19 protein-coding genes are annotated in these 25,732 nt (G+C 60.7%); 5 read left to right on the forward strand and 14 right to left on the reverse strand.

Annotation, left to right across the window (positions count from 1 at the left end):
- Positions 1 to 47: 47 nt before the first annotated feature.
- Positions 48 to 302 carry a hypothetical protein gene (locus BMY73_RS02340; protein ID WP_062381111.1) on the forward strand — a complete coding sequence of 85 codons (255 nt, stop codon included), beginning with the start codon at positions 48 to 50 and terminating at the stop codon, positions 300 to 302.
- 394 nt (positions 303 to 696) lie between these two features.
- On the forward strand, positions 697 to 1,623 hold the full coding sequence (locus BMY73_RS02345; RefSeq protein ID WP_092405121.1) for a 2-hydroxyacid dehydrogenase: 927 nt from the start codon (positions 697 to 699) through the stop codon (positions 1,621 to 1,623).
- A gap of 187 nt (positions 1,624 to 1,810) precedes the next feature.
- Here BMY73_RS02345 and argE read toward each other — a convergent pair whose 3' ends face one another.
- The 7 genes from argE to BMY73_RS02380 form a co-directional block, all read right to left on the reverse strand.
- On the reverse strand, positions 1,811 to 2,968 hold the full coding sequence (gene argE, locus BMY73_RS02350) for an acetylornithine deacetylase (protein ID WP_092404787.1): 1,158 nt from the start codon (positions 2,966 to 2,968) through the stop codon (positions 1,811 to 1,813).
- 89 nt (positions 2,969 to 3,057) lie between these two features.
- On the reverse strand, positions 3,058 to 4,896 hold the full coding sequence (locus tag BMY73_RS02355) for an ABC transporter ATP-binding protein (RefSeq protein WP_092404789.1): 1,839 nt from the start codon (positions 4,894 to 4,896) through the stop codon (positions 3,058 to 3,060).
- A gap of 1 nt (position 4,897) precedes the next feature.
- Positions 4,898 to 5,773, reverse strand: a complete 876-nt coding sequence (locus BMY73_RS02360; RefSeq protein WP_092404791.1) for an ABC transporter permease — start codon at positions 5,771 to 5,773, stop codon at positions 4,898 to 4,900.
- Positions 5,770 to 6,726, reverse strand: coding sequence for an ABC transporter permease (locus tag BMY73_RS02365; protein ID WP_062381103.1), 957 nt, complete (start codon positions 6,724 to 6,726; stop codon positions 5,770 to 5,772). The genes BMY73_RS02360 and BMY73_RS02365 overlap by 4 nt, the downstream gene beginning before the upstream one ends.
- Before the next feature lie 19 nt (positions 6,727 to 6,745).
- Entirely contained in the window at positions 6,746 to 8,383 is a 1,638-nt protein-coding gene (locus BMY73_RS02370; protein WP_092404793.1) for an ABC transporter substrate-binding protein, read from the reverse strand.
- Between the two features lie 96 nt (positions 8,384 to 8,479).
- Complete coding sequence (locus BMY73_RS02375; RefSeq protein WP_092404795.1) at positions 8,480 to 9,754, reverse strand: NAD(P)/FAD-dependent oxidoreductase; 1,275 nt, start codon at positions 9,752 to 9,754, stop codon at positions 8,480 to 8,482.
- A 43-nt stretch (positions 9,755 to 9,797) separates the two neighbouring features.
- Positions 9,798 to 10,466 (reverse strand): haloacid dehalogenase type II, encoded by a 669-nt coding sequence (locus tag BMY73_RS02380; RefSeq protein ID WP_062381098.1) that lies wholly within the window; start codon positions 10,464 to 10,466, stop codon positions 9,798 to 9,800.
- A gap of 498 nt (positions 10,467 to 10,964) precedes the next feature.
- Here BMY73_RS02380 and BMY73_RS02385 point away from each other — a divergent pair, with 498 nt between their 5' ends.
- Genes BMY73_RS02385 through BMY73_RS02395 form a run of 3 tightly spaced genes read left to right on the forward strand, consistent with a single transcriptional unit; the run spans position 10,965 to position 14,068 of the window.
- Entirely contained in the window at positions 10,965 to 11,816 is an 852-nt protein-coding gene (locus BMY73_RS02385) for a GNAT family N-acetyltransferase (protein ID WP_092404797.1), read from the forward strand.
- Positions 11,817 to 11,837: 21 nt separating this feature from the next.
- Positions 11,838 to 12,551 (forward strand): cupin domain-containing protein, encoded by a 714-nt coding sequence (locus BMY73_RS02390; protein ID WP_092404799.1) that lies wholly within the window; start codon positions 11,838 to 11,840, stop codon positions 12,549 to 12,551.
- A 50-nt stretch (positions 12,552 to 12,601) separates the two neighbouring features.
- Entirely contained in the window at positions 12,602 to 14,068 is a 1,467-nt protein-coding gene (locus tag BMY73_RS02395) for an aldehyde dehydrogenase family protein (protein WP_092404801.1), read from the forward strand.
- A 56-nt stretch (positions 14,069 to 14,124) separates the two neighbouring features.
- Here the strand turns inward: BMY73_RS02395 and BMY73_RS02400 are convergent, their stop codons facing one another.
- The 7 genes from BMY73_RS02400 to BMY73_RS02430 form a co-directional block, all read right to left on the reverse strand.
- The gene (locus BMY73_RS02400) at positions 14,125 to 15,450 is read right to left on the reverse strand and encodes an NAD(P)/FAD-dependent oxidoreductase (RefSeq protein WP_092404803.1); all 1,326 of its coding nucleotides are present in this window, start codon (positions 15,448 to 15,450) and stop codon (positions 14,125 to 14,127) included.
- 562 nt (positions 15,451 to 16,012) lie between these two features.
- The gene (gene brnQ, locus BMY73_RS02405) at positions 16,013 to 17,326 is read right to left on the reverse strand and encodes a branched-chain amino acid transport system II carrier protein (protein WP_092404805.1); all 1,314 of its coding nucleotides are present in this window, start codon (positions 17,324 to 17,326) and stop codon (positions 16,013 to 16,015) included.
- Positions 17,327 to 17,720: 394 nt separating this feature from the next.
- Complete coding sequence (gene sucD / locus BMY73_RS02410) at positions 17,721 to 18,605, reverse strand: succinate--CoA ligase subunit alpha (RefSeq protein ID WP_062381087.1); 885 nt, start codon at positions 18,603 to 18,605, stop codon at positions 17,721 to 17,723.
- Complete coding sequence (gene sucC / locus BMY73_RS02415; RefSeq protein WP_062381086.1) at positions 18,605 to 19,771, reverse strand: ADP-forming succinate--CoA ligase subunit beta; 1,167 nt, start codon at positions 19,769 to 19,771, stop codon at positions 18,605 to 18,607. The genes sucD and sucC overlap by 1 nt, the downstream gene beginning before the upstream one ends.
- A gap of 204 nt (positions 19,772 to 19,975) precedes the next feature.
- Positions 19,976 to 21,415: a dihydrolipoyl dehydrogenase gene (gene lpdA, locus BMY73_RS02420; protein WP_062381084.1), complete on the reverse strand. Its 1,440-nt coding sequence runs from the start codon at positions 21,413 to 21,415 to the stop codon at positions 19,976 to 19,978.
- Positions 21,416 to 21,586: 171 nt separating this feature from the next.
- Positions 21,587 to 22,828, reverse strand: coding sequence for a 2-oxoglutarate dehydrogenase complex dihydrolipoyllysine-residue succinyltransferase (gene odhB, locus BMY73_RS02425; RefSeq protein ID WP_062381083.1), 1,242 nt, complete (start codon positions 22,826 to 22,828; stop codon positions 21,587 to 21,589).
- A gap of 42 nt (positions 22,829 to 22,870) precedes the next feature.
- Positions 22,871 to 25,702: a 2-oxoglutarate dehydrogenase E1 component gene (locus BMY73_RS02430; RefSeq protein WP_062381081.1), complete on the reverse strand. Its 2,832-nt coding sequence runs from the start codon at positions 25,700 to 25,702 to the stop codon at positions 22,871 to 22,873.
- Positions 25,703 to 25,732 lie beyond the last annotated feature (30 nt).

Consider the following 25,732-nt stretch of genomic DNA (forward strand, 5'->3'; position numbering starts at 1 on the left):
AGCGCACGCTCGAAGGCTCGTAGATATTCAATAAGGAGAAACACCCCATGCGTAAGACTTTAGCCATTGCCCTGATGCTTTCTGCCACCTTGGGCCTCGCTGCGTGCGACAAAAAATCCGAGGATAAACAGCAAGATGCCAATAAGGCCGCCGAACAGTCTCAGGAGTCGATGCAAAAGGCTCAAGACAAAGTGAACGACGCCGCCAAAGAAAGTCAGGAAGCTGCCCAGAAGAACGCCGAAGCCGCTCAAGAGCGCGCTAAAGAAGCCAACGAACAAGCGCCTGCACCAACTAAGCAGTGAGTTCCAAAGTTTTCAGAAGATAAAGCCCGCTTCCTCAGACTGTGTGAAAACGCAGTCTGCCGTGGTTCAAAGCAAATGCCCCGACTTGTCGGGGCATTTGCTTTTCTGAAAACAGAAAAATAAAAAGGCTTCTCAATCCATCCACGCCATCACTTTCCGCAGCCCCAGTATCGGGTTAGCCCTGTCAGGTTCCGCATGCGCCACTTCCGCGCGGCCGCCCTGTCACTGGCCTGGCAGGAACCGGCCATTGCCTCAGATTAAGGTGCGAACAACGAACTACGCCGAACCTGACGCGTGAGAAATTCGGATCGACTGTTTTGCCCACGTCTTTCAACAGATCCTGCGCCCGGGTTGAGGGATGATGATCGTGACCTTTATCGAACAGGAAATGCCCATGGCCCTGCTTTACAAATCTGACCCGGTGCGCGGCCAACATTGGCAGGCGTTGTTCGCCGAGCATGCGCCGGACATCGCCTGGCGCGCCTGGCCTGACATCGGCAATCCCGAGGACGTCGAATACCTCGCCGCCTGGCAGGTGCCAGATAATCTCATGCAACTGCTGCCGAATTTGAAAGTGCTGTTTGCCCTGTCGGCCGGGGTCGATCAACTGGACCTTTCGAGTTTGCCGTCAGGCCTGCCCGTGGTCCGCCTGCTCGACCCTGGCATCACTCAGGGCATGTGCGAATACGCCAGTTGGGCCGTACTCAGCCTGCACCGCGATATGCTGCGCTACCGTCAGCAGCAACTCTCCCGTGACTGGCAGGCCCACATGTTGCAACCGGCGGCGAATCGACGCGTCGGTGTGATGGGTCTGGGTACCCAGGCGCAACGGATTCTGGCCACCCTGGGATCAATGGGGTTTGCGTTGTCCGGTTGGGCGCGCAGTGCGCATCAGATCACTGGCGTGGACTGCTATGCCGGCGATGCGCAGTTGCCGGCGTTTCTCAGCCAGTGCGACATTCTACTGTGTGTGCTGCCGTTGACCGAGCAGACCCAAGGGATACTAAACCGACATGTGTTTGCACAACTGCCTCGTGGCGCGGCGTTGATCAACATGGGACGTGGCAGGCATCTGGTGGAAGACGATTTGCTGGACGCCCTCGGCAGCGGACAACTGAGCGGCGCCATTCTGGATGTGCTGCAAGAGGAGCCGGCGCCAGCGGATCATCCGTTCTGGGATCACCCGCAAATCGTACTGACGCCGCATATCGCCGCGATGACCCAGCCGGCGAGTGCGTTTGGGGTATTGCTGGAAAATATCCGCCGGCATCAGCGCGGCGAGCCTATGGTCGGCGAAGTGGATCGAAACAGAGGGTATTAAGGGCGAACCGCCTTCGACGGTTTCAAAAGCGCGGCGTGTATCGACCCCAGCCATCGCCGGTACTTGATCGAGCAAGTGGCCGGCGGCGGGGTCGCGGATGTCCAGGGAGGCGCCGTAAACGAACATGCCGAAAGCGGGATTAAAGCCGCGTGCCGCGCTGAATTTCACCCCAGGACGGCAGGCTCTGCTATGCCCTGAGCGAACCCAGCAGTCCTTGCAAGAAGCGCTCGCCGGCGCTCATCTGGCTGACCTCGATAAACTCGTCGGGCTTGTGCGCCTGCTCGATGGAGCCTGGGCCGCAGACCACCACCGGTACGTCCAGACGCTGCTTGAAGAGGCCGCCCTCGGTGCCGAACGAGACCTTGGAGGTGCCAGTGCCTGGCGCCGCGAACTGCTTGAGAAAACGCACGGCTTCGACGCTTGGGTGGGTGTCGAGTCCGGGATACACGTTGAGGGTGTCGATCTCGATGGCCGCCACGCTGGACAACTTCTGTGCCTCGCGCACGATCACTTCAGCGCGCTCGCGCATCTGCTCCAGGAACTGGTCCAGATCGTCGGCCGGCAGGTTGCGGACTTCAAAATCCAGGGTGCACAGGTTCGGCACGATATTCAGCGCCTTGCCGCCAACGATCTGCCCCACATGGACGGTGCTGTAGGGCACGTCATAGTCGTTGTCCTGCGCGCCTTGGCGTTGCAGGTGCTGCTGGCTTTCGCGCAGGGCGGCGATAAAGTCGCACGCCACATGGATCGCGTTGACCGAGCGTGGCGCCAGCGACGAATGAGCCTCCTGGCCCCGGCAGTACGTGCGGTAAGAGCCCTTGCCCTTGTGGCCCAGCACGAACTGCATGTTGGTCGGTTCTCCGATCACGCACAGAAACGGCCGCACCGGTGCCAGGTGCAACACGTCAAGCAAGCGTCGCACACCGACGCAACCGATCTCTTCGTCATGGGACAAGGCCAGTTGCAGCGGGCGGCTCAGGCGGTGGTCGGCGGCATCCAGCATGGCGTCGATGGCCAGGGCGATAAAGCCCTTCATGTCGCAACTGCCGCGCCCATAGATACGCCCGTCCTGCACGGTGGCGGCGAAGGCGGGAAAAGTCCAGGCCTGCCCCGCTGCCGGCACGACGTCGGTGTGCCCGGACAACAAGACACCGGGCTGCTCCTTTGGCCCGGTGCTGGCGAACAGGTTGGCCTTCTTGCCGCTCTGGTCTTTGACGATCAGCGACTCGATGCCTTTGGTCAGCAGCAGGTCACGCACGTAGTCGATCAGGGCCAGGTTCGATTCCGATGACACCGTGTCGAAGGCCATCAGTTGTTTGAGAATCTCGAGAACGCGGGGTTTCATAAGACGTGGCTCCGTTGCTCGGCAGAGGGGACGAACCGGGTCATGGACAACGGTTCGCTCGGGGTATTCGTGCTCCGGGACACGCGATGTCATGCATAGGCGTGGTTCACACTGGCCAGGCCACGTTGGGTTTGCAGCAAGTGCTCGCCTTCGTGATGGCACAGAATTTCACTGCCGTTGGCCAGCGTGCGCCGGGGCGGCGCGGTGCGGTTGCACAACCCGTCGACCCGTACCGGGCAACGATTGAGAAAGGTGCACAGTTCCGGCACGTTGGCCCGTTCGCCAACGGGCGGCAGCGCCTCACTCGTGGTGCCGCAGCTCTCCAGCCAGCCTTGGCGCAACTCGGGCACCGAGTGGATCAACAGGTCAGTGTAGGGATGGAACGGCGGCTCGGCGTACGCATCCCGGCTGCCGGCCTGCACCTGGTGGCCGCTGTACATCACCACAATGTCGTCGCACAGCGCGCGCACGGTGGAAATGTCGTGGCTGATGAACAGGTAGGACACCCCCAACTGCTGGCGCAGGTCGCGCAGCAGCTCAAGGATCGCCGCTCCCACCACGGTGTCGAGCGCCGAGGTGACTTCATCACAAAGGATCAGGTCCGGTTTTGCAGCCAGCGCCCGGGCCAGGTTGACCCGCTGTTTTTGCCCGCCGGACAACGCGCCGGGGCGCCGTTCGGCGATATCCCGTGGCAGGTGCACCAGGTCCAGCAGTTCGCCGATCCGTGACTGTAGAGCCGCCCCCTTGAGGCCAAAGTACATTTTCAGGGGGCGGCCGAGGATGGTCGCCACGCTGTGCATCGGATTAAGTGCGGTGTCGGCGTTCTGGAACACCATCTGGATACGGCGAAACTGCTCCGCGGTGCGCTCCGACAGGCTGCCGCCCAAGGGTTGCCCGTCGAATGTCAGGCTGCCCGAGGACGGAGACAGCAAACCGGCGACCACCCGCGCCAAGGTGGATTTGCCCGAACCGGACTCGCCGATAACGCCAATGGCCTGGCCCCGGCGCACGGTCAGTTCGATATCTTCCAGCACACGGATCAACGGCATGCCCTGAGCGTCTTTATTACCGTAACCGGCGGTGAGCCCGCGGAGGGTCAGCAGCGGGACGTCTGCGGCAATGCCGCAGGGTGGCCGGATCGTGCTGTCGGGACGCGCAGCCGCCAACAGACTGCGGGTATAAGCGTGGGCCGGGGCCTTGAGCAGCGGCGTGGTCGCGCTCTGTTCGAGAATCTGCCCCCCGTTAAGCACCACGATCTGGTCGGCCATCTGCGCCACCACCGCCAGGTCGTGGGACACATACACCGCCGTCGCGCCGCGTTCGCGCACCACGCGCTTGAAGGCACGCAACACGTCGATTTGGGTCGTCACGTCCAACGCCGTGGTCGGCTCGTCCAGCACCACCAGCAGCGGGTCGCTAATCAGCGCCATCGCCGCCATCACCCGCTGCAGTTGCCCACCGGAGACCTGGTGCGGATAGCGTTGACCGATACGCTCGGGGTCTGGCAGCGCCAGATCACGGAACAGTTCGACCGCCTTGGCTTGAAGATCGGCGCGACTCCCCAGGCCATGGATCAAGGCGCCCTCGACCACTTGATCGATGAGTTTTTTTGCCGGGTTGAACGCGGCGGCCGCACTCTGTGCGATATACGAAACACGATTGCCGCGCAGGCCCAGCAACTGTTTTTCGCTGAGGGCGAGCATGTCATGTTCGCCAACCTGCACCACGCCGCCGGAAAGACGACAGCCACTGCGGGCGTATCCCAGCAACGCCAGTGCGATGGTGGTCTTGCCCGAGCCGGACTCGCCGATCAGCGCCAGTACCTGGCCTTTTTCCAGGGCAAAACTCACGCCCTTGACGATCTCTACCTCGCCACGCTCACCACAGGCGACCACGCGCAGGTCTTCAACGCGAATCAATTCACTCATATTAATGACCTCCCGTGCTTCGGCTACGTCGCGAAGACAAATAGTCGATCAACAGATTCACGCCGATGGTCAGTGTGCCGATAGCCGCTGCTGGAATGACGATAGCCAGCGCTCCCTGACTAAGGCCACCGATGTTTTCTCGCACCAGAGAGCCCAGGTCGGCGTCGGGAGGCTGTACGCCAAGCCCGAGGAAGCTCATGCCGGCCAACAACAGTACGATATAGCCGAAACGCAAGCCCAGGTCGGTAAGGACCGGGTTGAGCATGTTCGGCAGGATTTCCCTGCATGCCACATATAAGCGGCGCTCCCCCCGGGTGCGCGCGACTTGCACGTACTCCAGGGTTTCGATGTTCACGGCCATGCTGCGCGCGACCCGGAAAGAGCCGGGGACATAGCTGATCACGGCGGTGCAGATGAGCAACGTCACGGATGAACCGAAGGCCGAAACCATGATCAACGCGAACATTTTGCTCGGAATGGAGATGAACGCATCCATGAAGCGACTGATCGTTTCGTCCAGCCATTTGGGCGAAACCACTGACAACAGCGCACAGCCGGTACCGATGATGCTGGCCAGCACTGCGGCCACCAGCGCCAGCCCGACGGTGAAGCGTGCCCCCACCAGCACCCGACTGAGCATGTCACGGCCCAGGTAGTCGGTGCCGAACGGGTGAGCGAGGCTGAAACCCTCGAAGACGTTATCGGACACCACCTCTCCCACCGGGTGTGGCGCAAGCCAGGGGCCAAACAGCGCGATCAGCAACCAGGCTACGCACACGACCGCACCCAGCAGCCCGAGCCAGGACGGCCCGCTGGACACTTTGGCGAGCGCCAGGGCGGAGGAAGCAGGCCTGGATTTCGCAATGAGCGTATTCATTGGTTTCTCAGCCTCGGATTGGAGAGTATTGCGCACAGGTCTGCGAGCAGCACCAGACCCAGGTAAGCCGCACAGAACAGCATGGTGCAGGCCTGCACCAGCGCCATGTCGCGGTTGGTCACAGCGTCAACCATCAAGCTGGCAATGCCGGGATAATTGAAAATGGTTTCGACGATCACCACCCCGCCCAGCAGATAGGACAGGCTCAGGGCGATGGCATTGGCGATCGGCCCGATGGCATTGGGCAAGGCATGGCGCAGCACAATCCGTATCGGGCCGACGCCTTTGAGGCGCGCCATTTCGACGTAAGGGCTGTCCAGCTGATCGATGACTGCGGCGCGGGTCATGCGCGACATTTGCGCAACGATCACGCAGCACAAGGTCATTACCGGCAACGCATAGGTGCGCATGAATTGCCACGGTGAGCTGATATCGCTGGCGTAGGACAGTGACGACAACCAACCCAGGTTAACCGCGAAAATCAACACAGCCAGGGTCGCCACCAGGAACTCAGGCACCGCGACCATGGCCAGGGTGACAAAGCTCAGGAAGCTGTCGACGCGCCCGCCCCTTCCCATCGCCGAGCCGATGCCCAGCACCAGCGCCACGGGCACCGAGACCAAGGCCGTAACGCCCGCCAGCATCAGCGTGTTGGGCACCCGCCCCGCCATCAGCTCACTCACCGGCGTGGCGCTGGAAACCGAAACGCCCATATCGCCGGTCAGCAGGCTCATCAACCAGTGCAGGTAACGCAGCACACCGGGCTGGTCGAGTCCCATCTTCAAGCGCAGGGCCGCCACCTGTTCAGGCGTGGCGAACTGGCCGAGCGCTTGTTGCGCCGCATCCCCCGGCAGTACCGCCGTGATCGCAAACACGACCATGGACACGATCAACAACGTCACCACACCGGCGCCCAGGCGCCGGCCGATCAACCACAGTGCAGTGCTATTCATCGTCTTGCCCTCACGGCGCTCAAGCGTCCAGCCACACTTGCTCGGAGAACATGTAGCCCATGAAACCGCCCAGCGGGTTCGCTACGTACCCTTTGACACGCTGGTCGACGCCATCGATGTTGCTGATAAACACCGGCACGCCGATGCCGCAATGGTCATGCACCAACGTCTGCATGTCGTGGTACATCTGGGTGCGCTTGGCTTCGTCGGTTTCAGCACGCGCCAGCAGCAGCAACTGGTCAAACTGATCGTTTTTCCAGGCAGACTCGTTCCACGGCGCCTTGGACTGAAAGAACTGCGAGAACATCACGTCGGCATTCGGCCGCGGGTTAATGTTGCCGAAGCTCAGCGGGTGCTTCGCCCAGTGGTTGGACCAATAACCGTCGGTGGGCAAACGGCTGACGTCCAGCTTGAGCCCCGCCTGTTTAGCCGATTGCTGCAACAACACGGCAATATCCACCGAGCCCGTCGCGGCGGGCGATGCCACCAGGGGCATGGTGATGCTTTCCATGCCGGCTTTCTTAAGCAGGAACCTGGCTTTCTCAGGGTCATATGGGGTTTGCGGCAGATCACTGTTGTAATAACGCGCACTTGGCGAGATCGGGTGATCGTTACCGACCACCGCATACCCACGGAACACCGCTGACTTGATTTGTTCACGGTCCAGCAGCAGCTTCATGGCCTGGGTGAATTCCGGGCTTTTGCCAGGCATCTGGTCCTGACGGATGATCAAGTCCGTGTAGTTGCCCGACGGCGCATCGACCACGCGATGCTTGCCACTGCCGGCGATGCGTGCGGTGGAACGCGCATTGACCTCGTTGATCATGTGCACGTCGCCCGACAGCAGCGCATTGACCCGCGACGGTTCATCGGCGATGGCAATGAACTCGATCTCGTCGAGGTACGGCAAGCCCGGTTTCCAATAGTTTTTGTTGCGCAGGGCGATCGAACGTACCCCTGGCTTGAACTCGCCGACAGAGAACGGGCCAGTGCCGATACCCTTGTTGAAGTCGGTGGTGCCGTCGGGAACGATCAGCAGGTGCGACACCGCGAGGATCGAAGGCAGCTCGGCGTTCGGTGAACCGAGACGGATCTGCACTTCGTTCGGCCCGCTGGCCTTGATCTCGGCGAACTGCTCGACCAATGCCATGACCTTCGAGCCGGTGAGCGGATCCTTGTGCCGGCTCAGCGAAAACACCACGTCGGCTGGAGTAAGGGGCTTGCCATTGTGGAACGTCACGTCTTTGCGCAGGGTAATGGTCCATAGCGTGGCGTCGGTATTCTCGATGCGCTCGGCCAACTCCAGTTGCGGGGTCATGTGGTTGTCGAAACGGGTCAGGCCGTTATAGAACATGTAATGACGCACATAGTCGGTGGACAGTGCGCCCTTGGCGGGGTCCAGCGTATCGGCGGTCGAGCTGGACACCCCCGCGACGCGGATCTTGCCACCTGGCTTGCCTTTACCCACGACCGGTGTGTCATCGGCCAGCAGCTTGCCAGCAGCGCCGAACAGGCTACCGGCACCCGCCGCCGCAACCCCGGCAACGCCGAGCATCTGCAGGGCATTGCGACGCGACATGCCACGATTGAGATGTTCGAATACCCGCAGGCTGTCTTCGCCGCTGATAAATTCGAGAGTATTTTTACGGTCTGTCATGGAAGGCTACCTGTCGATAATCGAAAAATTCGAGTGCTCGCGGATGTCCGGAGCGTCCTGAAAACACAAACGACGGTGACGCAACGACTGCAAAACTCAGTGCAGATAATCCTGGAAGCGGTACCAGGCGCCCACGACCGGCAGGAACCAGGGCTTGCCGAAATGCCCGGGAATCGCCGGCCATTGGAGCTCGCGCCACGGATTGGCGGCTGCATTGCCGGCCATCACGTCAGCCATCACCTGGCCCATGTGCACCGACATCTGCACGCCATGGCCGCTGTAACCCATGGAGTGAAAGACCCCGCCATGCTGCCCGGCGCGCGGCAGACGATCGGACGTCATGTCCACCAGACCACCCCAGCAGTAGTCGATTTTCACGTCGGCCAACTGCGGGAAGATATTGAGCATCGCCGCCCGCAGCACCTTGCCGCTTTTGGCGTCCGATACGCTGTTGGACATCGCGAATCGCGCCCGCCCGCCGAACAGCAGGCGGTTGTCCGGGGTCAGGCGAAAGTAATTGCCGATCATGCGGCTGGTGACATAAGAGCGCTGCTGCGGCCACAACTGCTCGATCAGTGTCTGCGGCAGCACCTGGGTGACGATCACAAAACTGCCCACCGGTACGATCCGACGGCGGTACCAGCCAAGGCCACCGTGCTGGCTCGCACCGCTGGCCAACAAGACCTGGCCGGCATGCAGCGAGCCCTTGGTGGTGTTGATCAGATAACCGCCTGACCGGGCCTTCCAGTCGTTAACCTGGGTATGCTCGTGAATCACCGCGCCGCGCCGTACTGCCGCCTCGGCCAGCCCGACACCGAAACGGCCGACGTGCATTTGTACGCCATTGCGTTGCAGCAAGCCGCCATGAAACTGCGTCGAGTTGACTTCGACACGCGTCTGCCGGGCATCGAGCAGCTCGACGTCGGCATCGACCTCCCGGCGAATCAGCTCGCAGGTACGCGCCAACCCCTCGTAGTGCATGGGCTTGGCGGCCAGCTTCAACTTGCCGTTGCGCACCAGGTCGCAAGCGATTCGCTCCTGCTCCACCACCGACACCACGGTCTGCACCGCGCTTTCATAGGCCTGGTAATAAGCACGCGCCTTGTCCGGCCCGAGACTGGCGTGCAGTCCGGCGTAATCCTGGGCGACACCGGTGTTGCATTGCCCACCATTACGCCCCGAGGCTTCACCCACCACCCGCCCTGCATCCAGCACAACCACGCTGGCGCCACGCATGGCCAAAGCCCTCGCCGCCGAGAGGCCAGTGAGCCCGCCCCCTACTACCGCCACGTCGACCTGCCTGGGCAGATCACCCAGCTGCGCGCCAGCAAACGCCGGTGCGGTGTCGAGCCAATACGATTCACTGCCCATGTCGAGCCCGCCCCTGTGCCAACAAGAATGCCGATCGCATCGTTTATAGGCCGACCAATGCTGGCAACCCACCAATATCGTTGATCTGCTGGTAACCGAAGGCGGCATTGGCCGGTACGTCATGGCCACGGGCGACGAAGGCCTTGTGCTTGATCTTCATGTCATGGGCCGACATCAGGTCATAACGAAAACTTGAAGACACGTGCAAGACATCTTCCGGGCCGCAACCCAGGTTATCGAGCATGTACTCGAACGCTGCCAGACGCGGTTTGTAGGCCTGAGCCTGTTGGGCAGTGAATACCTTGTAAAACGGCGCGCCCAGCTTGTCGACGTTGGACATGATCTGACTGTCCATCGCATTGGAGAAAATCACCAGGGGGATCTTGTCGGCTATTTTCGACAAGCCTGCCGGGACGTCTGCATGGGGGCCCCACGTTGGCACCGCGTCATAATAAAGCTGGCCTTCTTCGCGATAATCGATCCCCCAACGCTTGCAGGTGCGAGCCAGAGCCGTCTTGAGAATCTCATCGTACGGCCGCCAGTCGCCCATGACCTGGTCGAGGCGATAGGCGCTGAAGTCTTTGACGAACTGGTCCATCTGAGCAGGCTGGATACGATCGGCAAACAGTTCACGAGTCATCGTGCCCATCTGAAAGTTGGTCAGCGTGCCGTAGCAGTCGAACGTAATGAATTTGGGACGAAGAAAGCTCATTGAGTGCGGTCCTGAAGTTCGTTGAGTGTGACAAGCGTTCGCTACTCTTGCAGAGCAAACGCTTCGTTGCTGCACGTCTTCATTACAACACTGTGAAATCAGCAGAAGGCGTCAAAATCGACGCTTGCTCAATACAAACCACCGTTTTTGCCTGCGTGCCCAGCAGAGTTTGCCGCTTGCTCCAGGCTTGAGCAGGCCCTGTATTTATGCGCGCTTATGACGCTTTTTGCCCTGGAAGGCTCAAGCACAAGGCTAAACGACGGCAGAAAGTGTCGTGGATGGCGTCGGTGGCGCAGAGCATTGCTGTGCGCGACTTTTCGCCAAAAAAACCATCAGGTATTTGCTGCTGATCAGGCCCCGAAATTAAGTAGTAACTATGGTCTCGTTACCCCTGCGCTTCACGAATCTGCCGAATGTTGCGCGTCCTCTTGCCAGCCCTTTAATCAGGTGGGATACAGGCACTCCAGTGACACACACAACGTTCAATGGAGGCTTGTCATGTCTGCCCTGCCACACCCTGCTTATGTCTACCGCGCCATGACTGTAGGCGACCTTCCGGCCGCCCACGCCTTGTCGCTGGAATTGAAATGGCCGCATCGCCTCGAGGACTGGGCGATGCTGCAACGAGTGAGCGACGGCGTCGTGGCACTCGATGGCGAGCGCCTGATCGGCACTGCTTTCGCCTGCCCTCAAGGAGATTACGCAACCATCGGCCTGGTCATCGTCAGTGCTGACTACCAGGGCCAGGGCATTGGCCGGCGCTTGATGGAAAAAGCCCTGGCTGCTTGCCAATGGCGCACACCGATCCTCAACGCCACCCTGGCCGGCGCACCTCTTTATGCCAGCCAGGGGTTTGTCGAATTCGGACAGGTGGACCAGCATCAAGGCCTGGCGCAGGTACCGGCCCAAACAGATTTGCCGAGCGGCGAAACCTGCCGAGTGCTATCGGCCGACGATCATGTCGCGCTGGTAGCCCTGGCCAATGCCGCAAGCGGGCTGGACCGCCGCGAGGTGATGCGCAACTTGCAGATGGATTGCGTCGTGGGAATCGAGCGCGACGGCCAGTTACGCGGATTTGCCGTACTACGCCCGTTTGGCCGCGGACGCAGCATCGGTCCGGCGGTGGCAGAGAATGTCGACCAGGCCAAGCACATGCTCACCGAACTGCTCGCACAGGTGCCGGATGCCTTTGTACGCATCGATATTCCCGCCGACTGCGGCATTGCCGACTGGCTCGAACAGGCGGGGTTGAAGCATGTCGACTCCGTCACGCAAATGGCCAAGGGCACGCCGCCTCAGGCCAGCGCCGACACACTTCCCTTTGCCCTTATCACACAAGCATTGGGCTGACTTTCACTCAGGAGCACCACTATGTTATCTCCTCGTATTTTGCTGCTGGCGCGCGCTGACGGCGGCCGCATTACCACACCTTTGCGCAACGCCGCCCTGAGTGCCCTCGACCCGTTCGGTGATACACGCAAAGTCGCCTGGCAAGGTGACGACGGTGTCAGTGCGGGCTTGGTGTCGTTCAGTGGTGAAACCTCTATCGACCATTTCCCCTACAGTGAAACGCTGGTGGTTCACGCCGGCCTGGTCACACTGCAGACGAGCGAGCAGCGCCTGGAACTGGGCGCAGGTGACAGCGCCGTGATCGGCTATGGCACGCCTGTGCGTGTGCAGGCCAGCGCCGGCAGCCAATGGGCGTTCTGCACCGTTGACCTGCCCGACGCGCCCCTGCACCCCGGCCTGACATGGATCGACCCGCGCACGCCACTCAACCCCTCCGCCGCACCTGACGCGCAAATCCTGATCGGCCCTGCTCCGCAATGCCGCGCCAACAACCTGTTCGATGATGCCGACACTGAATTGCGCGTCGGCGTCTGGGACTCGACGCCCTATGCGCGCCACGGTCGCCCACACAAGCTGCATGAACTGATGTACCTGATCGAAGGCAGCATGACCCTGCAGGACGACGATGGCGTGGACGTGACGGTCAACACCGGTGACACCGTATTCGTCGCCAAAGGCGCGCCCTGCGCCTGGAACAGCACGGTCTATGTGCGCAAGGTCTATGCGGTGAAGTAAGTCCGGAGCACGGTTCGCCGTCCCCATCAATGTTCCGAGGAGCCAGTTGGATGCCCACACAATCGTCGCACAGCGACCCTATCGATGCGCACATCGCTCAGCAGTTCTACATTGACGGCCGCTGGTCACCCCCTGCCCGGGCGGCGACTCTGCCGGTGGTCAATCCGGCCACCGAAGAGGTCGTGGCTCAGGTCGCACGCGGCTCCGCTGAAGACGTTGATCGCGCCGTGGCGGCGGCGCGGGCTGCGTTGCCCGGCTGGGCCGCGTGCCCGCCGGTGGCTCGCGCACAAGTGCTGGACAAGATCCATGCGCTGATCCTGGAGCGCAAGGAACAGTTCGCCCAGGCCCTCACCCTGGAAATGGGCGCCGCGATCAACTTTGCACGGAACATGCAAGTGCCCCTGGCGGCCGAACACGTGCGGGTCGCCCGGGACGTGCTGACCAGCTATCGCTTTCAGACGGTTGAGCGTGGCACCGCGATCGAGCGCGAACCTGTCGGCGTGTGCGGGCTGATCACGCCCTGGAACTGGCCGCTTTATCAAATCACCGCAAAAGTCGCCCCGGCCATCGCCGCCGGATGCACCGTGGTGCTCAAACCCAGTGAACTGTCGCCCCTGAGCGCGTTGTTGTTTGCCCAACTGATCCACGACTCCGGCGTGCCCCCAGGGGTGTTTAACCTGGTGAACGGCAGTGGTGCCGATGTCGGCGCGGCCATGGCGGCGCACCCTGATATCGACATGATCTCCATCACGGGCTCCAACCGCGCCGGTGCGCTGGTCGCCCAGGCGGCCGCGCCTACGGTCAAGCGCGTGACCCAGGAGCTGGGGGGCAAATCGCCGAACGTGCTGCTGCCTGACGCCGACTTCGCCAAGGCCGTGCCGCCGGGGGTGATGTCGGCGTTTCGCAATGTCGGGCAGTCCTGCAGCGCGCCGACCCGGATGATCGTGCCAAGAGACCGGCTGTCCGAGGTTGAAGCACTGGCCGCGGCCACCGCCAATTCAATTATCGTGGGTGACCCGCGCGCGGAAGAAACCGTGCTGGGACCGATTGCCAATCTGGCGCAGTTCGAACGTGTCCAGGCAATGATTGAGGCGGGCCTGAACGAGGGTGCAAAACTGGTGTGCGGCGGACCTGGGCGAGTACCGGGCTTTGAAAAAGGCTTCTATACCCGGCCGACGGTCTTCTCCGAGGTGGCGTCGGGCATGCGCATCGCGCAGGAGGAAATCTTTGGTCCGGTGTTATGCATCATTGCCTATGACACGCTGGATGAAGCCATCGCGATTGCCAACGATACCGTGTATGGGCTCGGTGCCCATGTGCAAGCCCAGGACCTTCAGCTTGCCCGTGCCGTCGCTTCGCGTATTCGCGCTGGCCAAGTACATCTGAACTATCCCGCGTGGGACCCGATGGCGCCTTTCGGTGGCTACAAGCGCTCGGGCAACGGTCGCGAATACGGCGTGCAGGGTTTTGAAGAGTATCTGGAAACCAAGGCAATCATTGGCTTTGGCCAACGCTAGAGCACAAAGGCCGTTGCGGGCGGCAAGGGACGCCACGCAACGGCCTGGGGGTCAGCTCAAAAATCCGCCACTTTGCCCCAGGATGACTTTTGAAAACGGCTCGGGTGATAGGGGCGCGGATCGACGATGGGGGTCATCCCGCTGACGATGTCGGCAATCAGATGACCCGCACCCGGGCCAATCCCAAAGCCATGCCCGCTGAACCCCGCCGCGATTACCAGCCCTGGCAGGCTGGCCATCTCGCCGATACCGGGAACGCCATCCGGCGTACTGTCCACGTAACCGGCCCAGGAGGCATTGATCGACGTTCCCTGCAACGCTGGCACCAACTCCACCGCGCGCTGGTAGGTCAGCGCAACGGCCGAAGCGTCAGCGCTTGGATCGAGAATTCGCATTCTCTCCATGGGCGTGGGCTGGTCCAGGCGCCAGCGCTTCAAGCTTTCGTGGCCGGCGTGCCAGCCTTCCAGCCCCCCAGGCGCCAGGTTGCGCCAGCGACGCTGGAACATCGGCAAGAATTGAGTAGAGAATCCCAGCAACTGTGGAGTGATGTCGACTCGCCCCCGGCCGCTGATCGCCAGCGTGTAGCTGCCATCGAAGCGGCGGGTGATGGACGCACCGGCGGTATGCAGCGCACTGGGAATTTCCTGGTTCGGCGCGGTGACCGACAGCACGGTCTGACGAATCGTCGCTTGCGGGAAACGAATACCATATTGGCGGCAGAATGAGGACGCCCAGGCACCGGCGGCAAGCACCGCGAGCCGGGTGCGTATGACGCCTTTTTCGGTGACCACCGCCGACAATTGACCGCCTTCGGTCTCGAGACCCCGCACGGCACAATCCTGATGCACGCTACTGCCCAGGGCCATGATCGCGCGCGCGACAGCGGGGGCTGCGCGGGAAGGGTCGGCAATGCCATCGGTGGGCGCGAACACCCCGCCCTTCCACGACTTACCGGTGGCCCTGCCACGCTCGGCGGCCTGTTCGGCGGTGAGCATCTGGGTCTGCACGTTGACCGTACGCGCAAACTCCCCCCAGCGCGCCCACCCTTCCAGCTCCTGGTCGTTGTTGCTCAGGTAAAGTAAACCACACCGCGTAAAACCGGTTTGTTCACCGGATTGCGCGGCGAACTGCTCCCACAGTTCCAGGCTTTTGGTGGCCATCGGCAACTCACGCGCATCGCGATTCTGCTGACGGCACCATCCCCAGTTGCGGCTTGATTGCTCGGCGCCTATGCGGCCCTTTTCGACCAGCGCGACTTTCATGCCCCGTCTGGCAAGATAGTAGGCGGTAAACGCGCCGATGATGCCGCCGCCGATCACGACCACATCAGCCTCACCCGGCAGATCGGGAGAGGTTTGCACGGGAATTAAAGGTGCTGGCATGTTCTAGTTATCCCAATGAAGTCAGAAGAGTGACCTGTTACTAACGCCCGACCGGTGCGGCCAACCCGCCGATATCCGGAATCCGGTGGTAGCCGAAGGCAGCATTGACCGGCTGTTCATGCCCTCCGGGAAAGCCGCCGTGATGTTCCACGCAGCAGGCCATCATGGATTTATTACACCACCATAAAGCCGTGCATAAGCGGTTAAACGCAGGGTTACGTGGTACAAACCACCGTTTAAAAGGCCGGCCTCGGCAGAATTTGCCGAGGCAGTGGCGGCGGGCTGTACAACGCGGCTTGTTGCTGCAAGCGGTCCAGCCTCAACCACGCGGACCAGATGGTCTTCGGGAATGAGTACATCGAGCGATGACTGGAAAGAGAGTGCCTTGAGTACGATTTTTACCCTGGATATAGCGCATAAAAAAATGCCCGTATCTTGCGATACGGGCATTTCTTACCGTGAGGCAGACTGCCAGGTTCCCCCCAGTCTGATTCTGCGGGTTTTATTTTTTACACCTTCACGTCAGGCAGCATTGCCACGCATTCAGCTAGCCGCCCTCCCCTCAGGCCAGCGCCTCGCTGCGTCGACCGAGCATGCGATCCACCACGAACGCTACGAACAGCGTCATGAGCGAAGGGATCAACCAGGCCAGCCCTTGTTCGCTCAATGGCAAATGGGCCAGCGTGTCAGGCAGGTGATCCGCATAGCCCGTCCCCTTGACCGCGTCTATCGTGCCGAACACGAACGAGACCAGCATGACCGGGGCAACGACCCGTCCTTGTGACTGCCAGAAGTCTTTGCAGAAACTCAACGCGACCAGTGCGATGCACGGCGGATAGATAGCGGTCAGCACCGGAATGGAGAACTGGATCAGCTTGGTCAGCCCCAGGTTGGACACCAGCAGAGAGAACGCTGCAAGCAGGATCACCAGCGTCCTGTACGAAAGCGGCAGCAGTCGACTGAAATACTCGGCGCAAGCGCAGGTCAGACCCACTGCGGTGACCAGGCACGCCAAGGAAATCAACACGGCAAGGAAACCGCTGCCCAGTGTGCCGAACGTGTGTTGTACATAAGCGTGCAGCACCGCCGCGCCGTTGGTAGCGCCCGCAGCGACGGCATGACTTCCAGAACCCAGGCGGAACAGGCTGATGTAGACCAGCGCCAGGCCCACCCCGGCGATCAAGCCGGCAATGATCGCGTATCGGGTGATCAGTGCTGGAGACTCTACGCCGCGAGACCGGATGGCATTGACGATGACGATGCCGAACACCAGGGCCCCCAGTGTGTCCATCGTCAGGTAACCGTTGATGAAGCCCTGAGAGAACGGAGCGGCGACATACGCAGGCTGTGCAACGCCGACATCACCGGCAGGCAGGGCGAACGCCGCGATGCCCAATACGGCCAACGCGATGATCTTCAACGGAGCAAGGAAGCGCCCGACGGTGTCGAGCAAGCGGCCGGGGTAAAGCGAAATCCAGAACACCAGCAGGAAGTACGCGAGGCTGTAAAGGAACAGCGCCAGCGGGCTCTCACCGGTGATCGGCGCCAGGCCGACCTCGAAGGACACGGTTGCCGTGCGCGGGGTGGCGAACAGAGGGCCCACGGACAGGTAACACACTGCTGCAAGCACGGTGCCGGCGACTTTACCGACAGGACGGCTCAGCGTGTCCATGGCCCCACCGACCTTGGCCAGCGCCACGACCGTCACGACCGGCAGACCTACGGCGGTGACCAGAAAGCCCAGAGCGGCCATCCACACGTGCGGACCCGCCTGTAAACCCACGATTGGGGGGAAGATGATATTGCCAGCACCTACGAACAACGCGAACGTCATGAAGCCAAGCGCCAGGATGTCCTGACCTTTCAACACTTTCATCAAAGAAACCACACTGCTGAATCGGAATTAAGAAGAGGATTTCCCTGAGGATGAGGGAAATGCTGCCCGTCCTTTTAGAACAGGCCCGTAGGCATGCAGCGGCTCCTTATGGGGGCCGGCCACGCAAAATGGCGGCTAGCCTACCCTATTTCCCGCACCGTTACAGGGCGGAGCGACCGATGAACGCACTTCTGTGTCGCATATCGGAAAACTCCTACACCTTTCAGCGGAGGACCAGTGCGGTTCCAGGTCTACCGCGTCATCGTTTATTCGCGGGCAAGCTCGCTCCCACAGCGCGCAACCGGAACGACAGGCAGAAATGTCCGAACCCGGAAAACACAAAGGCCACCCGAAGGTGGCCTTTGTCGATCGTTCAATGATTAGCAAGCGATGCTTACTTCTTCATTTCCCAACCGGTCAGCTCAGCCAGGGCTTTGCCGATGTCTGCCAGCGAACGCACGGTTTTGACACCCGCGTCTTGCAGCGCAGCGAATTTCTCGTCTGCAGTGCCTTTACCGCCGGAGATGATTGCGCCCGCATGGCCCATGCGCTTGCCCGGAGGAGCAGTCACACCCGCGATGTAGGAAACGACCGGCTTGGTCACGTTTGCCTTGATGTAGGCAGCGGCTTCTTCTTCAGCCGAACCACCGATCTCACCGATCATCACGATCGCTTCGGTCTGTGGGTCGTTCTGGAACAACTTCAGGATGTCGATGAAGTTGGAACCAGGGATCGGATCGCCACCGATACCGACGCAGGTGGACTGACCGAAACCGGCGTCAGTGGTCTGCTTCACAGCTTCGTAAGTCAGGGTGCCGGAACGCGACACGATACCGACTTTGCCTGGCAAGTGAATGTGACCTGGCATGATGCCGATCTTGCACTCGCCCGGCGTGATCACGCCTGGGCAGTTAGGGCCGATCAGGGTCACACCCAGCTCGTCGCACTTGACCTTGGCATCCAGCATGTCGAGGGTAGGAATACCTTCGGTGATGCAGATGATCAGCTTGATGCCGCCGAAAGCAGCTTCCAGGATCGAATCCTTGCAGAAAGGAGCCGGAACGTAGATCACGCTGGCGGTAGCGCCCGTTTTTTCTACTGCTTCGCGAACGGTGTTGAACACCGGCAGGTTCAGGTGAGTGGTGCCACCCTTGCCTGGCGTCACGCCGCCAACCATTTTGGTGCCGTAGGCAATGGCTTGTTCGGAGTGGAAAGTACCTTGCGAGCCGGTGAAGCCCTGGCAGATAACTTTGGTGTCTTTATTGATCAGGACGCTCATTATTTGCCCTCCGCAGCTTTGACGACTTGTTGAGCAGCGTCGGTCAAGCTGGTAGCAGCGATGATGTTCAAGCCGCTTTCTGCCAGTACTTTAGCGCCCAGGTCAGCGTTGTTACCTTCAAGGCGAACAACGACCGGGATTTTCACGCCGACTTCTTTCACGGCGCCAATGATGCCTTCGGCAATCATGTCGCAACGAACGATACCGCCGAAGATGTTGACCAGTACTGCTGCGACGTTGCTGTCGGACAGGATGATCTTGAAGGCTTCGGTCACGCGCTCTTTGGTAGCACCACCACCTACGTCGAGGAAGTTGGCTGGCTTGCCGCCGTGCAGGTTGACGATGTCCATGGTACCCATGGCCAGGCCGGCACCGTTGACCATGCAGCCGATGTTGCCTTCCAGTGCCACGTAGTTCAGTTCGAACTTGGCAGCGTGGGCTTCACGTGGGTCATCTTGCGATGGATCGTGGAAAGCCTTCAGCTTGGGCTGACGGTACATGGCGTTGGCGTCGATGTTGATTTTGGCGTCCAGGCAGTGCAGATCGCCGTCAGCCTTGATCACCAGCGGGTTCACTTCCAGCAGGGCCAGGTCGTGGTCCTGGAACAGATTGGCCAGACCGACGAAGATCTTGGCGAACTGAGTCACCTGCTTGCCTTCCAGACCCAGCTGGAATGCCAGATCGCGGCCCTGGAATGGCTGAGCGCCAACCAGTGGGTCGATCGTGGCCTTGAGAATCTTCTCAGGAGTTTCGTGAGCGATCTTCTCGATGTCCACGCCACCTTCGGTGGAGGCCATGAACACGATACGACGGCTCGAACGGTCCACTACAGCGCCCAGGTACAGCTCTTTGGCGATGTCAGTGCAGGATTCAACCAGGATCTTGGTGACCGGCTGACCGTTGGCATCAGTCTGGTAAGTGACCAGACGCTTGCCCAACCACTGCTGGGCGAACGCAGCTGCGTCTTCCTTGCTGCGAACGAGCTTGACGCCGCCCGCTTTACCGCGACCACCTGCGTGAACCTGGGCTTTGACGACCCATTCGGTTCCGCCGATCTTGTCGCACGCTTCTGCTGCTGCTTCCGGGGTGTCTACTGCAAAGCCCTTGGATACTGGCAGGCCGTATTCAGCAAACAGCTGCTTACCCTGATACTCGTGAAGATTCATGCTTATTACCGTCTTCGTTAGGTACTGCGCATTCGGTGCTGCTCGTCTAGGCGTGCCGCACCACCTGTGACCGCTTCTCCCGGAAGCGCCCGAACCTGCACGCGGGTGCAGGTCCGGAAACGGCCGGGAGTTCGAGTCCAACGGACCTTCCGCGGTAAGCCTTGTGGGCAAGGCCTACGACGGGCGGTCCGTCGTGGTTTTTTCTTAGCGTTTTTTCTTGTTCTGGATGTGGATGGCGTGGCCATTCACAGCCAAAGCAGCTTCGTGCAGCGCTTCGGACAACGTCGGGTGAGAGAAGACCATCATGCCGATGTCTTCGGCACTGGTGCCGAATTCCATACCGATCGCGCCCTGCTGTACCAGCTCTGCCGCGCCTGGACCGATGACGTGTACACCCAGTACACGGTCGGTTTTGGCGTCAGCGATGACTTTGACGAAACCGCCAGTGTCGTTCGCCGCCATCGCACGGCCGCTCGCCGCGAACGGGAAGCTGCCGACGTTAACCTCAACGCCTTCGGCCTTCAAGGTCTGCTCGGTCTTACCGACCCATGCGATTTCCGGGTGCGTGTAGATAACCGACGGGATCAGGTCGTAGTTCATCTGGGTCTTGTGACCCTTGATGCGTTCGACAACCATGATGCCTTCTTCCGATGCTTTGTGTGCCAGCATCAGACCACGGACCACGTCACCGATCGCATAAACGCCAGGCACGCTGGTTTCGCACTGATCGTTGACGAAGATGAAGCCGCGCTCGTCGATGTCGACGCCGCTGTCGGAGGCCAGCAGATCGGTGGTCACCGGACGACGGCCCACAGCAACGATCAGGCGATCGAACGTGATGTTCTGCTCACCGTCTTTATCGGTGTAGTTGACGACGACTTCGTTGCCGTTGACTTTCGAGCCGGTGACGCGAGCGCCCAGCTTGATGTCCAGACCCTGCTTGGTGAAGGTCTTCTGTGCTTCTTTGGAAACGGCTTCGTCAGCGGCAGGCAGGAATTTCTCCAGCGCTTCCAGAACGGTGACCTTGGAACCCAGGCGCGACCATACCGAGCCCAGTTCCAGGCCGATAACGCCTGCACCGATCACGCCCAGACGCTCAGGCACAGCCTGGAATTCCAGGGCGCCAGTGGAGTCGACGATGACGTTCTGGTCGACCGGGGCCGGTGGAATGTCGATAGGACGCGAACCGGATGCCAGGATGATGTTGTCGGCTTCGATGACTTCGGTGGTGCCGTCAGGCTTGGTCAGCTCGACTTTCTTGCCGGCCAGCAGCTTGCCGTGGCCCTGCAGGGAAGTGACGCCGTTAGCCTTGAACAGGCTGGCAACGCCGCCGGTCAGGCCTTTGACGATCTGCGACTTGCGACCCACCATGGCCGGGACGTCCATCTGCACGTCGCCGGAGATGGAAATGCCGTGCACGTTGAACTGGTTCTTGGCTTCGTAGAATTTCCACGAGCTGTCCAGCAGCGCCTTGGAAGGAATGCAGCCTACGTTCAGGCAGGTACCGCCGAGAGCGAGCTTGCCCTCTTTATCCTGATACTTCTCGATGCAGGCAGTCTTGAGACCAAGTTGCGCGGCCTTGATGGCGGCAACATAACCGCCAGGGCCTGCGCCAATCACTACCACGTCGAATTTCTGGGACATAAAAAAGAGTTCCTCTTTAGCTGCGAGCTTCAAGCCACAAGCTGCAAGCTGATCCGTGATGCTCTACAGACAAGTTGCAGCCTGTTCATTAGGATGTTGCGACGACCCAAGCACGAGCGCCAGGCTGCATATTCTTGCAGCTTGGCGCTTGCGGCTTACAGCTGCCTTGAATCAGATATCCAGCAACAGACGCGCTGGATCTTCCAGCAGGTTCTTGATGGTCACCAGGAACGTCACAGCTTCTTTACCGTCGATCAAGCGGTGATCGTAGGACAGTGCCAGGTACATCATCGGACGGATGACAACCTGACCGTTGATCGCCATAGGACGCTGAACAATGTTGTGCATGCCCAGGATGGCCGCTTGTGGCGGGTTGACGATCGGGGTCGACATCATCGAACCGAAAGTACCACCGTTGGTGATGGTGAAGGTACCACCGGTCATCTCGTCGATGGACAGTTTGCCGTCGCGGGCTTTCTTGCCAAAGGTGGCGATGCCGCCTTCGATTTCAGCCAGGCTCATCTGCTCTGCGTTACGCAGAACCGGAACCACCAGACCACGGTCGCTGGAAACAGCCACACCGACGTCAGCGTAGCCGTGGTAAACGATGTCGGAACCGTCGATCGACGCGTTGACTGCCGGGAAGCGTTTCAGCGCTTCGGTGGCGGCCTTGACGAAGAAGGACATGAAGCCCAGGCGTACGCCGTTGTGGGACTTCTCGAACAGATCCTTGTACTTCGAACGCAGGGCCATGACTTCGGTCATGTCGACTTCGTTGAACGTGGTCAGCATGGCCATGGTCGACTGAGCTTCAACCAGACGCTCGGCAACCTTGGCGCGCAGGCGGGTCATCGGAACGCGCTTCTCGGTGCGGTCGCCCGCCGCCACCACAGGTGCGGCAGCCGGTGCAGCGGCTGGCTTGGCAGCAGGTGCCGCGGCCGGAGCGGATTTCTTCGCTTCGATGGCAGCAACAACGTCTTCCTTGGTGACACGACCGTCTTTACCGGTGCCCTTGATGCTGGCCAGTGCGATGCCGTTTTCTTCGGCCAGCTTGCGGGCAGCCGGAGCGCCGATGGCGTCTTCGTCGCCAGCGGCGGCAGGAGCAGGCGCGGCAGCAGCGGCAGGTGCAGCAGCCGGGGCCGCAGCAGCGGCAGCAGGCGCGGCAGATGCCGTGGCGCCAGCGTCCAGGGTTGCGATCAGTTCGTTGGACAGGACGGTGTCGCCCTCGCCTTTCACGATCGACGCCAATACGCCGTCAGCTTCAGCCAGTACTTCGAGAACCACCTTGTCGGTTTCGATGTCGACCAGCAGTTCGTCGCGTTTTACCGCTTCGCCCGGCTGCTTGTGCCACTTGGAAATGGTGCCGTCGGCAACGGATTCCGGGAAAGAGGGGGCTTTGATCTCAATAGCCATTGTCTGTAATTTCCTTAATTCGGTTTCTAGTGCGCGAAGGCGTTAAACAGTGAACGCGTCTTGCAGCAGTTTTTCCTGCTGTTCGGCGTGCATCGAAGCGTAGCCACAAGCAGGAGCAGCAGAAGCATCACGACCGGCGTACTCGAGAACGAGGTTGCGGTTGTGATTGCCGATGCTACGGCGCAAGTGATGCTGGCTGCTGTACCAGGCGCCCTGGTTCATCGGCTCTTCCTGACACCAGACCACGTCGGTCAGATTGGTGTAAGGCGCGATGGCCTCCATCAGGTCGTCTTCCGGGAACGGATAGAGCTGCTCGATACGCACGATGGCGATATCTTCGCGGCCTTCGGCACGGCGTTTTTCCAGCAGGTCGTAATAAACCTTGCCACTGCAGAGCACCAGGCGGGTCACCTTGGCCGGATCGAGGGTATCGATTTCCGGGATGACTGTCTGGAACGAGCCTTCGGCCAGATCTTCCAGCGTCGAGATCGCAAGTTTGTGACGCAGCAGGGACTTCGGTGTCAGCACCACCAGCGGCTTGCGCAGCGGACGGATCACCTGACGGCGCAACAGATGGTAGATCTGTGCCGGAGTCGTCGGTACGCACACTTGAATGTTGTGCTCGGCGCACAGCTGCAGGTAACGCTCCAGACGTGCCGAAGAGTGCTCAGGGCCCTGACCTTCGTAACCGTGTGGCAGCAGCATGGTCAGACCGCACAGGCGGCCCCACTTGTGCTCGCCGCTGGTGATGAACTGGTCGATCACCACCTGCGCACCGTTGGCGAAGTCGCCGAACTGGGCTTCCCAGATCACCAGCGCGTTTGGCGAGGTGGTCGAGTAACCGTATTCGAATGCCAGCACCGCCTCTTCCGACAGGAACGAGTCATACAGGTCGAAACGAGGTTGACCGGCATACAGGTTCTGCAGAGGAATGTAGGTGGATGCGTCCTTCTGGTTGTGCAGGACAGCGTGACGGTGCGAGAACGTACCGCGACCGACGTCTTGACCGGTGATGCGAACCGGGTGCCCTTCGAACGCCAGTGTGGCGTAGGCCATGGTTTCCGCATAACCCCAGTTGATCGGCAGGCCACCGGCTTGCATCTTCTGGCGATCTTCGTAGATCTTCTGTACCTGACGCTGAACCACGAAGCCTTCCGGCAGTTCCATCAGCTTGGCCGACAGTTCCTGGAGGGTCTTGAGGTCGAAACGCGTGTCGTGACGTGCCGTCCAGGCGTGGCCCAGATAAGGACGCCAGTCGACGAACAATTCCTTGTTCGGCTCCTTGACCAGACTTTTCACCACGTGCATGCCGTTGTCCAGCGCGTTGCGGTACTCGTCGACCTTGGTCTGAGCCGCTTCAGCGCTGAGGACACCGCTGGCAGCCAGCGCATCGGCGTACAGCTCACGGGTGGTGCGCTGTTTGGCGATCTGCTGGTACATCAACGGTTGGGTGCCGCTCGGTTCGTCAGCTTCGTTGTGACCGCGACGACGGTAGCAGACCAGATCGATCACCACGTCACGCTTGAACTGCATGCGATAGTCGATGGCCAGTTGGGTCACGAACATGACGGCTTCAGGATCATCGCCATTCACATGGAGAATCGGCGCCTGAATCATCTTGGCAACGTCGGTCGCGTACTCGGTGGAGCGCGCGTCCTGCGGATTGCTGATGGTGAAACCGACCTGGTTGTTGATCACGATGTGGATCGTGCCGCCGGTCTTGAAGCCGCGGGTCTGCGACATCTGGAAGGTTTCCAGCACGACACCCTGACCTGCGAACGCCGCGTCGCCATGGATGGAAATCGGCAGCACTTTCTCGCCAGTGGCATCGTTGCGACGGTCCTGACGGGCGCGCACGGAACCCTCGACCACCGGAGAAACGATCTCCAGGTGAGACGGGTTGAAGGCCATCGCCAGGTGGACTTCGCCACCGGTGGTCATGACGTTGGACGAGAAGCCCTGGTGGTATTTCACGTCACCGGAACCCAGCTCGACCTTTTTCTTGCCTTCGAACTCGTCGAACAGCTCACGCGGATTCTTGCCGAAGGTGTTGACCAGTACGTTCAGACGGCCACGGTGGGCCATGCCGATCACGATTTCCTTCGTACCGTAGGAACCCGAACGCTGGATCAGTTCGTCCAGCATCGGGATCAGGCTTTCACCGCCTTCCAGACCGAAACGCTTGGTGCCCGGGTATTTGGTGCCCAGGTACTTTTCCAGACCCTCAGCCGCGGTGACGCGCTCGAGCAGGTGGCTCTGAATGTCGGCGGAGTATGCAGGACGGCCACGCACGCTTTCGAGGCGCTGCATGAACCAGTTGCGCTGGTTGGAATCGACGATGTGCGTGAACTCGGCGCCGATGGTGCGGCAATATGTCTTCTGCAAAGCGTCGACGATTTCGCGTAGGCTCGCCTCCTCCTTGCCGATGAACAGGTCGCCGGCACGGAACGTGGTATCGAGGTCAGCGTTGGTCAAACCGTAATGGTTGATCGACAGGTCAGCTGGCGCAGTACGCTTCCACAAACCCAGAGGATCGAGTTGCGCACCCTGATGGCCGCGCATACGGAATGCCTGGATCAGTCGCAGCACTTCGACTTGCTTCTTCTCGTGTTCGCTGCTCACGCTACCGGCGGAGACCGGCTGAGCGCGGCGCTGGTTTTTCCCCAGCAACACGAAATGATCGCGAACCGTAGAGTGCGATACATCGGTGGCAGTGCTGCCGTCAGCCGGCAACGTCTGAAAGTAGGTGCGCCACTCTTCTGGCACAGCGTTAGGGTCGTGCAGGTAGAGCTCGTAGAGCTCTTCCACATAGGCAGCGTTACCACCTGAAAGGTGGGCGCTGTTCCACATGCGCTGCATCACGCTTTCTTGCATGCTTGGTCACCCTCGGTTAGGGGACACCAT

Origin of the sequence: Pseudomonas sp. NFACC02, from assembly GCF_900110765.1 — a bacterium.
Taxonomy (GTDB): Bacteria; Pseudomonadota; Gammaproteobacteria; order Pseudomonadales; family Pseudomonadaceae; genus Aquipseudomonas.

Coding starts and splice junctions, on each gene's coding strand:
- brnQ (WP_092404805.1), bottom strand. CDS start 17,326: ATGAAAGTGTTGAAAGGTCAGGACATCCTGGCGCTTGGCTTCATGACG.
- BMY73_RS02395 (WP_092404801.1), top strand. CDS start 12,602: ATGCCCACACAATCGTCGCACAGCGACCCTATCGATGCGCACATCGCT.
- BMY73_RS02340 (WP_062381111.1), top strand. CDS start 48: ATGCGTAAGACTTTAGCCATTGCCCTGATGCTTTCTGCCACCTTGGGC.
- BMY73_RS02345 (WP_092405121.1), top strand. CDS start 697: ATGGCCCTGCTTTACAAATCTGACCCGGTGCGCGGCCAACATTGGCAG.
- odhB (WP_062381083.1), bottom strand. CDS start 22,828: ATGGCTATTGAGATCAAAGCCCCCTCTTTCCCGGAATCCGTTGCCGAC.
- BMY73_RS02385 (WP_092404797.1), top strand. CDS start 10,965: ATGTCTGCCCTGCCACACCCTGCTTATGTCTACCGCGCCATGACTGTA.
- BMY73_RS02430 (WP_062381081.1), bottom strand. CDS start 25,702: ATGCAAGAAAGCGTGATGCAGCGCATGTGGAACAGCGCCCACCTTTCA.
- lpdA (WP_062381084.1), bottom strand. CDS start 21,415: ATGTCCCAGAAATTCGACGTGGTAGTGATTGGCGCAGGCCCTGGCGGT.
- BMY73_RS02355 (WP_092404789.1), bottom strand. CDS start 4,896: ATGAGTGAATTGATTCGCGTTGAAGACCTGCGCGTGGTCGCCTGTGGT.
- BMY73_RS02380 (WP_062381098.1), bottom strand. CDS start 10,466: ATGAGCTTTCTTCGTCCCAAATTCATTACGTTCGACTGCTACGGCACG.
- BMY73_RS02365 (WP_062381103.1), bottom strand. CDS start 6,726: ATGAATAGCACTGCACTGTGGTTGATCGGCCGGCGCCTGGGCGCCGGT.
- sucC (WP_062381086.1), bottom strand. CDS start 19,771: ATGAATCTTCACGAGTATCAGGGTAAGCAGCTGTTTGCTGAATACGGC.
- BMY73_RS02360 (WP_092404791.1), bottom strand. CDS start 5,773: ATGAATACGCTCATTGCGAAATCCAGGCCTGCTTCCTCCGCCCTGGCG.
- BMY73_RS02375 (WP_092404795.1), bottom strand. CDS start 9,754: ATGGGCAGTGAATCGTATTGGCTCGACACCGCACCGGCGTTTGCTGGC.
- BMY73_RS02400 (WP_092404803.1), bottom strand. CDS start 15,450: ATGCCAGCACCTTTAATTCCCGTGCAAACCTCTCCCGATCTGCCGGGT.
- BMY73_RS02370 (WP_092404793.1), bottom strand. CDS start 8,383: ATGACAGACCGTAAAAATACTCTCGAATTTATCAGCGGCGAAGACAGC.
- argE (WP_092404787.1), bottom strand. CDS start 2,968: ATGAAACCCCGCGTTCTCGAGATTCTCAAACAACTGATGGCCTTCGAC.
- sucD (WP_062381087.1), bottom strand. CDS start 18,605: ATGAGCGTCCTGATCAATAAAGACACCAAAGTTATCTGCCAGGGCTTC.
- BMY73_RS02390 (WP_092404799.1), top strand. CDS start 11,838: ATGTTATCTCCTCGTATTTTGCTGCTGGCGCGCGCTGACGGCGGCCGC.